Raw genomic sequence first — 12,543 nt, 5'->3', positions numbered from 1 at the left:
TCTAAAAAATAAGCATTCAGTAAAGATAATTTTTTTGTTTATACTGAAGATATGTTTTAGGTCTAATACCTTAGTCTATATCACAACTGCATAAATAAGTGGACACATTAAACAACATATTATTAGCAAGTTTTAATATTTCGGTTTTCATTCCTTAAACGGATGTATATGCCAACTAAACTGAATATATTCCAGCATGTCACCATGAAGCTCGATTCAGGATAGTCGGTTAGTCGAACATGTCGCTCTATGCATGGAGAAATACAGCCTTCAAGTGGTTTTATGCCAAATATAGCTACGGCATCAATAGAAAAAATATTGAAGTCTCTCAGCTAGTATACCAGCTTAATCAGCCCAGAACTACGTCAGATATATACATGCCAACAGCTTGGCTCATTTCCTAAAATAGTTGAAAGATCAGTTTGCAAGACAAGCTAGCATGTCTTCTTCATTAAACCATTCAAGAAAGCGCTTCATGTAAATTACTTCCCATGATAGCCTTAGCCATGGACTTAGCTCTATTCTAGGCTTAAGTAGTTAACTATGTCCTGTTAGCTGCTAACGCAGGTTAACTTACTAAGCAGCAACACGTTACGCATTAATGATTAGCGTACCATGAGTATTAACTGAATACGCTGTCAATAAGCCTCATGCTGGGTTATTAATTATCGATATAGTCGACTAGTATAAATTAGCTAGATCATAGCCATGTCCTTATTGAGGTTAAAACAGTCTAGGCTCTCAGATAAACCTAGCATAAGATGCGTTTAACGGCTGTATAACAGTTAAACTATACCCACTCCACGCCAAAGTATTTACGTTCTAACTTATGTGCAGTGTTTAGTTAGGTATTGAAAGACTGCTCATGCACTGTTAGACTGTTTAAAGTTATCAATTGCCTATCAACATTACATCGAAACCAGGATAGTTTGCTATTTATGCTTAGTTAAGATATATTTGAGACTTACTACAGATAGGCACTAAATAATTGCACTTATGCGCCATAAAAGAATTTATCTTCTAGGATGCTTAAAAAATTTTTTTAGACTGTGTTTTTTGCCAGATTGTTACGACTTAAGTATTTTTTTTGCAGGAGCTACATGTATTTATGCATTTGCATTACTGTCTTGACGCTCCTACCGTGCATGCTAGCATTAAAGTAATGCAGCATAAATACATCTGCATAATTCATGCCTAGACAGCTCAATAATATTTTCATACCATCAATTTTGTATACATACAAATAGTCGCAAGCGTTGACGCTACTGCCGATACCGTAATTAACTTTGATTGATGATTGTAATTTCTTTACACGGCGCTATGCACTTAATGGCGCCAATCAGATTACTTTGCTTTTCATAGAAAATTTTTTAGTTTTCAGCCTAGAGCGATTTATATTCTTTGTATCTAAAGTTCACGAGTGAACCTGCCGTCAAGCTATTATAGCGGATATACTCGAAGCTGTAATTAGCCTGTATAGGTTTTTTCTACGGAACCTTTATGCACACTATGTGGATAGTGTGGACCGCTTCCAGTATAGCTGATCAAATTAGTATTTTTTAATGCCATGAAAATCTTATCGATCGTCAATTAACTCCAACTTTTATAGCTTTATGAGTGCTAAACATCAATGCAAGACACATATATACCGTATGTTGACTTGCCTGGCTATGCACTATATATTGTGCTATTAAAAATAAATAGCACAATATATAGTGCACATATTATACTGATATCTACCAACTATTACTGTGCTCAGTATTTCAATACCATAAAGTTTGCAAAAAACTTTTTTGGGCATTTAAGAAGGAAAAATCTTATGTTGAATTGGGATGAAGTCGACAGCGCAACTACTGATGCGTTAGCTATCAAAGGCACTAACACTGGCTATACAAGCAAAGACAGCACATCTCACCTCGACAACGCAGGTATCTCTGCCGCCTGGGAAGCACGCAACGTGACTGACAGCGACTCTGCTGCGGTTGTTCGCGCAAAAGCAGCACTGGAAAAACTTGACGTCGATAAAGGCCTTGCTGAGCGAGAAAGTTCCGCAGCCCGTGTCACCGTTGATGAAAAGCGCATGATTAACTGTCGCGCAGATCTCAACCAACTTGTACCGTTCAAATACGACTGGGCTTGGCAGAAGTACCTTGACAGCTGTGCCAACCACTGGATGCCGCAAGAAGTTAACATGACTGCCGACATTGCTCTATGGAAAAACTCCACAGGATTGACCGATGACGAGCGCCGCATCGTCATGCGCAACTTAGGCTTTTTTTCGACCGCTGACTCCCTAGTTGCAAACAACCTAGTACTAGTTTTGTATCGTTTAATTACTAACCCAGAGTGCCGCCAGTATATCCTACGCCAGGCTTTTGAAGAAGCAATCCATACCCATGCCTACCAGTACTGCATCGAATCATTATCAATGGATGAAGGCGAGATCTTCAACATGTACCACGAAATTCCGTCAGTCGCTAAGAAGGCTGCCTGGAGCCTCAAATACACTCGTTCAATCTCCGAACCAAAGTTCGAAACAGGCACCCTAAAGAATGACAAAGCACTGCTACGCAACTTGATTGCCTATTACTGCGTCCTGGAAGGAATTTTTTTCTACTGTGGCTTCACTCAAATCCTATCCATGGGCCGCCGTAATAAAATGACCGGTGTGGCTGAGCAATTCCAATACATTTTACGCGACGAGTCAATGCACTTGAACTTTGGTATTGATGTTATCAACCAGATTAAAATTGAAAACCCACATTTGTGGGACGCTAAAATCAAGGAAGAAACGACCCAAATGATCCTGCAGGGCACTCAGTTAGAAATTGAATATGCTCGTGACACTATGCCTCGTGGTGTGTTAGGCATGAATGCAGCGATAATGGAGGATTACCTCAAGTTTATCGCAAACCGTCGTCTATCGCAAATTGGTTTAAAGCAAGAATATCCAGGGACCACCAACCCATTCCCATGGATGAGTGAAATTATGGACTTGAAGAAAGAAAAGAACTTCTTTGAGACTCGGGTTATCGAATATCAGACTGGTGGAGCATTAAGCTGGGATTAGTCAATAATATATTTAGAAATATATAAGGGAACTTACCTACGTAAGTTAACATCTGCTACATATTCACGAGCAAACTAATTTATAATATGAAATATTTTTTCCGTATATTGACTGATAAAGATGTATATATAATCAAACTATTATAATACCTTGCGTCAGTCTAAACTGTACCTTTTATGGAGGCTTAGTATACCGTGGCTGCAAGCGTTATCACTATGAAATCATCTAGTGGAACAGTTCAAGTGCTACCAAAAAACAAAAAAAAGTATAGCTGCGCCTAAAGCTGCGCTTTCAATAGTTGCCAGCAGGTAATGGTCGTCAAGGTATCAATACCTGATAAACGCCTCTTGCATCAGCAACTTGAATCTCGTAAGATTTACTTTATATTGTACCGGTCACCAATTAATGCTAGACATACTAGCTAATTTACGAGGCGCGCGGTTAATTTTTTAGATTGGATACGCATATATTAGCGTTATTGCCGAATTTACGCGAGTACTATATAGTAATAGTGGATTTACGAGATGCGATTAACTGTGGTTTTTTACTATCCTAGACACACTGTAAACAAGCATGTCGTATCTTAGCTTCCTAAAAACGTATTGATCAATGCTACTCATGGATCTTCTAATAAACAGCACAAAGTAGTGCTGGAGGTTGTTTATATGCTTCCATATTAAATTTTTGTTACCATGGAGCCTTGTGTAAGCTTTACAATCTGCTAGCAAGCCATCCAGCCCCAATGCTTAACCTACAATACTTGTATCTTCAGAATTATCATTCTGCACTTGCACTGTCAGCGCAATCAATATAAAGCTATACTAACAGGCTAGTAATATACACCATATAGCGACCCATCTACTAAACAACGGTAGCGTGTTTAGTTAATTATATAAGTTCATCATGTTAAACTACTCTACATGACATTTCTTTGATTAGGAATTGTGCGCTTTGAGTTCACAAAAGACTGTGACTGTTACACCACCTAAATCACCTATAAATGGCAAAGTATTACTCCCAGGTTCAAAATCTATTACTAATCGTGTTTTATTATTAGCAGCTCTAGCGAAAGGCACTAGTCGTCTAAGCGGTGCGCTAAAAAGCGATGATACTAACTACATGTCAATAGCTCTACGCCAGATGGGAGTAACTATAGATGAGCCAGATAACACTACATTCGTCGTAACCGGTTCCGGCAAACTACAAATGCCTACGCAGCCACTGTTTTTAGGTAATGCCGGTACCGCGATGCGTTTTCTTACAGCTGCATCGGTATTAGTTGAAGGCATTGTTGTACAGAACGGTGATAACAACATGCATACACGTCCGATAAGCCCGCTGCTAGCAGCTCTTAGCCAGAATGGAATTCGTGTCGATAGCCAAACCGGTTACCCACCAGTGATTGTGCATGGCGTAGGTAAAATGCATGCTAAGCGTTTTGAAATCGATGGGAGTTTGTCTAGCCAGTACGTGTCAGCACTACTAATGCTCGCAGCATGTGGCGAAGCACCGGCCGAGATAGTGCTGACCGGTAAGGATATCAGCGCCAATGGCTATATAGATCTGACGCTCAACTGTATGCGGGCCTTTGGCGCGAAAATTAAAACAGTAAATGATACCACTTGGCATGTGGCTCCAACTGGTTACACTGCACGCAACTACCTTATCGAACCAGATGCCTCTGCTGCTACCTATCTGTGGGCCGCTGAAGTGCTAACTGGTGGGCGTATTGATATCGGCATAGATGCGCCAGACTTTACCCAACCAGACGCCAAAGCCAAGGCCATCATCACCCAATTTCCGAACATACAGACAATTGTAGTTGGTTCAAAAATACAGGATGCAATCCCAACTCTAGCGGTGCTAGCTGCGTTCAACAACACTCCAGTACGCTTTACTGAATTGACAAACTTACGCATAAAGGAATGCGATCGAGTGCAGGCATTATACAACGGTCTCAATAAGATCTGCCATGGCTTGGCCAGCATCGATGGGGACGACCTGCTAATTGCCAGTGATCCGACATTAGCTAACATATCGAGTAACGCTCTAATAGATACTCAAACTGACCACCGCATTGCCATGTGCTTTGCGCTTGCTGGGTTAAAAATAACTGGAATCCGCATTCAGAACCCAGGCTGCGTGGCCAAGACCTACCCTGAATACTGGAAGACCTTAGTTAGTCTTGGAGTTGTACTGTGCTACTGAATCTAAGTTAAAATCTAGGCACATACAGACCATGAACATGATAAATTGCCAACTTATATACTCAACCCCCTAGCCAGTTATTAGTGTCTGCGATCGCTAATAACTAATATAGGCGCAAATAGATTACTCCATTGTACGCGCCTTTAGCTTGATACGTCAGGTAGGTAACAATTTACTCGGGCACTTTAACAGTCCTCTAAAACCTAAACAACTGTAAATACACATAACACAAAAGCCAGTGTATATGCATCTTATTTAGTATTTATATGCATATTACGCTGCAGCATATCAGCATTGATGCATGCTCCCAGACATGCACTATACGGACATGCAAGCAATTCCAACATGCATCTTTGTAGATGCATATAAAAAGCCAGGAATGATCTATTGCTAATCTTGAATAGTCATGATCTATTTCGCAACAGATCACTCGTTCTGTAACTGCTTCATTTTTGTGAAGCTGGCCTTACCTTGTGGTGCTACCATGTACTAATGCATCGGTTTAATAAAAATGGCTGGTATAATACCAAGTCACCAATGATGGCGCATAAGTTAGTTATGGCAGTGTAAGTGAAGTTATGTTAGCAGAAAGCTAAAGGTCAGGAATATTATAGAAATAAATCAAACATCGACATACCGTGAACAGTATAAACTTCACATAAGTATTATTTTACTAGTACTAAAAATCACTTGCAATTCGCCTCAAGTTCTTTCCTTGTGCTACCTGTATAGCAGTCAAACTATAAAACGTGTCAAGCTTGCGTCTCACCTTTTGACTACCTTATAGAATCTGCGCAATGATTGTACTCGATACAAATATCATTGTCGCTAGATTTACTGCAAGCAATAACTGACCTAATTTACTTAGGTATTTTATACTTTGCTTTTGGCTGTACTAAATTATATTAACTTAATTGTTTAAGGCAATTTATAGCCCAACCAAAGATATTGGCACAGCTTTACTGCTAACATCAGCGCTCGGTATTAGTAACCCACACCTTTGACGATGAAGTTGAGCATGCCAAAGCCTAAGAGTTCCATAGCACCCATATGCGTATCGCAATAATGACGGTACTTACCTTAAGTAATTTCATTACCTATACTTCGTTGGTTGCTGACGCTAGCTTTTACCTCAACTGCTACCAATTATTTTAACGATTGCCGTGATTGGTTAGTTAGTGCTAACTAGACTTTATAACAATACACAGAAAAATATTTCTGGCCTACGTGCCAGGTGACCGTGTAGGATCATTTTTTAAAAAATGCTCAATATATTGATATTAGCAAAATCATACTAGCTATACACAAGTCTATATAAGACATTATTAAGTAAATATAGCTACTGTGGACAAATATAGGTACATAACAAACTTTATAGTAATTGACTTACACCATGCGTATTGGCACGTTGCATGAAAAGCAACCTTGAGGAACTTATTATCAGCTGTAAATAGACAACGTCTGGTCTTATAGATTAAGTGCAAGTTGAGCGCTTAAGTAGTGTAGTTATTATTAGTATGGAAGTCTGCTGGTAGCACTATCGTATCATTACCAGAACCTACGCTGGGTCAATCGACGCCACCAGGTTAGCAATACACGATCTACTGCACTGCTAGCAGCTAGGCCTATACGCTCCTTTAAACTTTTATGCTCAGCATAGTGCAGGTGAAACACTTCAGCTGTCTCAGCCTTAATAGATAGGTATTCATCACTGGTTTGCAGCTTATCAACAAGCTGTTTATCTAGGGCTGCAGTACCTAGCCACACTTCACCAGTGGCTACTTCATCGATTGCTAACTGTGGACGATAACGTGCCACGAAATTCTTGAACAGTTGGTGGGTGATATTTAGGTCTTGCTGTAGTTTCTCACGATCCTTCTCAGTGTTTTCGCCAAAAACTGTGATGGTACGTTTATATTCACCGGCAGTCAGTACTTCAAAATCAATATCATGCTTTTTCAGCAGGCGGTTAATATTGGGCAACTGCGTGATTACGCCAATAGAGCCAAGAATGGCAAATGGTGCGCTAATGATCTTTTTACCAATACACGCCATCATATAGCCGCCGCTAGCTGCCACTTTATCAATACAAACAGTTAATGGCACACCAGCCTGGTGGAGACGCGCAAGTTGCGACGCGGCCAGACCATAATTATGTACCATGCCGCCGCCGCTTTCAAGGAGCAGTACTACTTCGTCTTTCGGCGTGGCCATACTCAGCAATGCTGTGATTTCATGACGCAAATTATTGGTGGCTGAGGCCTTGATGTCACCGTCAAAATTTAATACAAACACACGTTGCTTAGCTTCTATCTTCTTCTTGCATTTCTTCTTTTCAGATTTTCTTTCAGATTTACGCAGCGCCTGGAGTTGGTTCTTGTCAAGCAAGCTCAACTCTAGGCTCTCACGTAGGCCTTTATAAAAATCATTGAGTTTATTTATCTGCAATTGGCCAATGGATTTACGACGACCCTTGCTACGCAACGTGACGCAACTGATCAGTATTACTAAAATAGCTATTACTATAGTAAAAGTCTTTGCTAGAAAGCGAGCATATTCAGCCAAAAAATCCATATTTTTCCTTAATAAAGACACTACGCTAAGCGTGCATCACTCGATGCATATCGATGATATCGCCTTTGTGTTACAGTGCTCAAACTGTTAGTAGCCAGCCAACTCAGCTCAAGCGAGCTTGTTTGTAAACAAGTATATACCTATCATTGATAGCTCGCAGGCATATTTATAATACAGCTAAACCTTATGACTTACCCAGAACAAAACGCGTAGGCAGTATTGATTTTATTTAATATATTTTAGCCTCTTTGGGTATAGACTAGTATCTAGTGTAAGCGGCGATCACGATGCCTGAATTGTTTGTCAATATAGAAGTATAATAAGCGCAAGTACTTAACAAGTTATTGAACGGAACCTAACTTCACACTTGACCTAGCCAGCGCCTTTATACGTATAGTTATGCTACTGCACCTTGATGGATACATACACCGATACAGCTACATTTAATCAATACGACGTTTATAGACGACCGGTCTTATCTTTAGAAATAGATACCGTCATCAACTAAGTTAAGAGCAGAGTAATTATTCTTCGCTATTACTTTACGACCTGTTTGCAACTTAGTGCAATGCCGTGGATATTTTGCACAACAAAACGCCGAGCATCAGTGAGTGCCGATCATTTCACCCTAATTATCAGTCGCTAATTAGTTGGCACTAATGCCATACCTTGATTATAAATCTATTTTTAGCTTATGGAGCGTATAAAAAGTGGTTTATAACACATTCTTAAGTCCGCCTAAGCAAGAACCTACAAGATCATCGTATTTAACCTCTGGTAGCACTACAGTTGTACCAAATCATCCAAATGACTGACGTCTAGGCTTTTGAACTGAATTGGCAAATTACTAAAAACTAGCCAAGTAAGCCACAATTTTACAATTGTGAGTTGTCTCCTAGCTTATATTCGATAATCATGTCTATTGACAATAATTAAGGTAGCTAGAGCTCATGAGCTTCTAATAAATTGATGCCAACCGTAACCACTAGGTCAGCCGCAACATACAGAGCAATAAGCCATATCAACATCATTACCAGTAATTTCACAAAGAAAGCTAACGGCCCAACCTAGTTGGGTAGCAATCATAGGAAACAATTAGTAAACACCAAAGCAGGATGCATAAAACATGCAGAAGAGCAGAACTAAATAAACTCTAACCACGCAGCAAATTATATATAATTATTGTATTTAAGGCTAAAATACAACACATGAAATCGGGCATTAGTCGCATTTACTCTCCAAGCTGCTACCCCAGCCTAATTTAGTGCGACATACTTCGTAGTAGTTATGGTCCAACGGATGGATTAACTGCAACTGCTGTGCTTTTTTGCTCACGGTAATGGTATCACCTGGAGCGCAGCTGAAATGGTTCTGCCCGTCACAGGATGTTTGTGGATAAATATGCATGTCTTTCGATACTACGATTTTTAACTCGCTATTACCATCGACCACAATCGGTCGACTAGACAACATATGTGGGTACATCGGCACGATTACAATAGCATCTAGCTTTGGATGCATAATCGGGCCACCAGCTGAAAGCGCATAGGCAGTAGAGCCAGTCGGTGTTGCGACGATTAGGCCGTCAGCCTTCTGACTACATACAAACTGTTCATCTATATACAGTTCGAATTCGATCATTCGCGTGGATTTACCAGGATGCAGCACAACATCATTGAGCGCATCACCATGGCCAATAGCTTCACCATAGCGGCACACTTCAACCTGCAGTAAGAAGCGGTTTCCTACTAAATAATAGCCATCAAGAACTTTAGCTACTTCGACCTCAAGATCATTTGGGAGGATATCAGTAAGAAAACCTAGACTACCACGATTAATCCCCAATACTGGCACGTTGTGCTGCACAAGAGCACGGGCTGCATCTAGCAGACTACCGTCACCGCCGACTACAATTACCATGTCACAGACCTCACCAAGCATTTTACGTGACGAAGTTTGCAGGCCGTGACCTGGAAGAATTTCAGCAATGTTATCCTCAAGAATCACACAAAGATGGCGTGTTAACAAAAACTTCTTCAACCGGTGAACAGTGTTGAGCACCTGGATACTGCCTAAACGACCAATAATGCCGATATTGCGAAATTGCTCCATTTGGTTCCTGTGGAATTATGGTGTAGCAATGATACGATCATTGGCTAAATATAGCGTTAGGTAAAACCATTCACTGCCGTCATACTATTAGTAACAATGGTGTGCAACCATATATGCAGCCGATAAAAAACGATATGCTATCCTATAACTATGCTCAATAACTTTCTCAACTTGTCTGGCTATTTCGTAGCAACCTTCAAGCAATGCGCAATCTGATATGAGTGATATTTACTATCCAATGTTAGCGTAAACACCATAGATGTACACTATCTACATTTTGCTACAAACATAATCTGCATCAATAACTTTAATGGTATCTAGTTCCAGCTATAGATTGTAGATTTATACTTAACACATTTTAGCAAATTATTTGATGCCAGTGATTTCAAACTAGAAGATATCGTCTGAAATAAACTATTCGTAGACATAAAACTGATTCACGATGCGACCGTTACTCTAAACATCAGAGTACCAGGTTACCTGGTAACATATAAAATATAATTGGTTACTAAGACGGTTGCTTTCCGTTATATATTTAGACATATTACATTCCTGGTCATGGCAATGCTCTGAAGCAATCATCTAAAATAAGATAGGCTGAGTTAAGATTTATGCACCAACATCTTCATAACATAGATGTTGGTAGTTAATAAAACGGTTATGTCCATAATGTGCGCTATAGTCATGTAGAATGGTTGAGATAGTAAATTTAATTACTTTATGTGACTAATGCTCGGCATTACTAAAAATTGGCTTGAACTTCATCAGTTTTTATTTTGTACTCACAAATTTAGATGCTACGTAAAAGTTTACCTAATACTGTACGGACGGTGCTAACTAAGATCTAGTATAATTTTTGTCAAACGTGATTAAGAATTTTTTTTACGCATCAGCTTACAGTAAACATAAAAAGGCTATAGAGCCACAGGTGCAAAATTTGTGATAAAATCACGTAGAGAGGAAGATTATTCCTCTACTTTAAGAAACGGTTTAATTAGGACTAGAATGTTGTAAACTTAAATAAATTTAATATGCTCATGTATTCTAGAATGGCACATAACCTTTATAATTTAAGTACATATTACCTACACTCTAGCAGGACTTAAAGTGCCAACTATAGCATGGCTAGCTTTGCTTCTTATTTAGCTATCAGCAACACCGACCTACTGGGTAATAAACCCGTAATTAAACCTGCAAACAACACGCGGTAGCTAATGTTAGACTTTGGTTATATCATCAATAAACGCTTGTGTTAAATAAGTGCACCAGCTGTTTTTGCAGTAATCTAGCAATATTCTTAAAGGATGATCGGAGATCAGACAAGTAAGTGACCAATCGTCTCGGTAACCTAGAACAAACTCAACGACCTGTACGCATATTTTAATTTGCTGTCTCCGCTTAACTTAGGCGTATTAATAAGATGCAACGATAACATCGTTGGGTATTATTAATATACTACAAGAGTTGCATGATGTATAGACAAAAAATTTAAGCCTCCCTCCCTCAAGGAGGGAGGTGTAATCGACACTACAGTGCAATCTGATGATTACCATCAAGATATACGCAGGCGTCTAAATACTAAGCGTTCAGACGTAACAGTACTTTGAAGTTCAATATTCACGTCTTCACTAATCCATAAAAACATTGCATCTATGTGTTAGTAATAATATTTAGTTAGTAGGTTACTGATAATATATTTAAGTTCCATGTTGCACTGATTAGTTAATAGCAATTAAATAATGCGATTATTAAATAATAACATAATAATTAATATTATTACTGAACACTAAAATATGCGTAGTCATTCGTGATATATTATATTCTATAATCAGCAAAAACATTAGCAACTAGTGTGACTTTTTCATTGATATAATGAGTAATTAACTTGTGCCTTAAATTAAGGAGATAAGGAAAATTACACAAGATAAACATTAAAAAATTTATGAATACTGCATAGACTTTTTAAATTACAATTACAATTACAATTACCATTGTTTGCTTTATAACAAGCACATCACACTATCGTATAATAATATCCTTATGTTTACACGACAGGATAAATATCACCTCGCTTCTGTTTAAGAATTAATTTTTTATTCAGCACAAGATATGTGAAATCACCTGCTAATCAGATAAAGTATTTAAGAAACTTAATCTGATTAGCAGTTATAGATTACTATATTATTTATGCTGTACCATATATTAAAAAAGTTTTTTGTCGCTAATAGTGATATATTCGAAATTAAATTGCTTATCAATGTAACAAGATATACTTAATTATTAATATCCGTTCATAAATAATTTAATATGCATGAAGGCAACTTATGCGAAATATATAAATAGCTAGTTTGTTTCATTTTAAAGAAAGTGTTACATGGTGAATCTTTTCTTTAGCGGTAACAGCTAAAGGTACTCGCTCAATAAGTGCTTGTCATATGATATCTTCCTAATTGAAACACCAGGCAAACTAAAAGCATTAAAACTAACTACCTCTAACTAGAGCTTACTCGGCGCAGGAAATACTAAAAATCTGAATAGGTGTAACCTAGATAAGGTAGTCATATGTTTTATTATGTATT

Annotated in this window: 4 protein-coding genes; 2 read left to right on the top strand and 2 right to left on the bottom strand. The window is 38.6% G+C overall.

Going from position 1 to position 12,543, the window contains the following annotated elements; all coding sequences use genetic code 11:
- Positions 1 to 1,819 precede the first annotated feature (1,819 nt).
- Together C3B55_RS02130 and aroA are read left to right on the top strand one after the other, a co-directional pair.
- Positions 1,820 to 3,070 (top strand): ribonucleotide-diphosphate reductase subunit beta, encoded by a 1,251-nt coding sequence (locus tag C3B55_RS02130; RefSeq protein WP_129211051.1) that lies wholly within the window; start codon positions 1,820 to 1,822, stop codon positions 3,068 to 3,070.
- A gap of 951 nt (positions 3,071 to 4,021) precedes the next feature.
- Entirely contained in the window at positions 4,022 to 5,278 is a 1,257-nt protein-coding gene (gene aroA, locus C3B55_RS02125) for a 3-phosphoshikimate 1-carboxyvinyltransferase (protein ID WP_129211049.1), read from the top strand.
- A gap of 1,548 nt (positions 5,279 to 6,826) precedes the next feature.
- On the opposite strand, the gene sohB is transcribed toward aroA, so the two are convergent.
- Together sohB and C3B55_RS02115 are read right to left on the bottom strand one after the other, a co-directional pair.
- Complete coding sequence (gene sohB / locus C3B55_RS02120) at positions 6,827 to 7,852, bottom strand: protease SohB (protein ID WP_129211047.1); 1,026 nt, start codon at positions 7,850 to 7,852, stop codon at positions 6,827 to 6,829.
- Positions 7,853 to 9,073: 1,221 nt separating this feature from the next.
- On the bottom strand, positions 9,074 to 9,964 hold the full coding sequence (locus tag C3B55_RS02115) for an NAD(+) kinase (RefSeq protein ID WP_129211045.1): 891 nt from the start codon (positions 9,962 to 9,964) through the stop codon (positions 9,074 to 9,076).
- Positions 9,965 to 12,543 lie beyond the last annotated feature (2,579 nt).

It is taken from the genome of Candidatus Pseudomonas adelgestsugas, from assembly GCF_004124255.1.
GTDB classification, from domain to species: Bacteria; Pseudomonadota; Gammaproteobacteria; order Pseudomonadales; family Pseudomonadaceae; genus Aquipseudomonas; species Aquipseudomonas adelgestsugas.
Note: the sequence above shows the minus strand (reverse complement) of the source record. Positions and strands in the feature narration are given on the sequence as shown.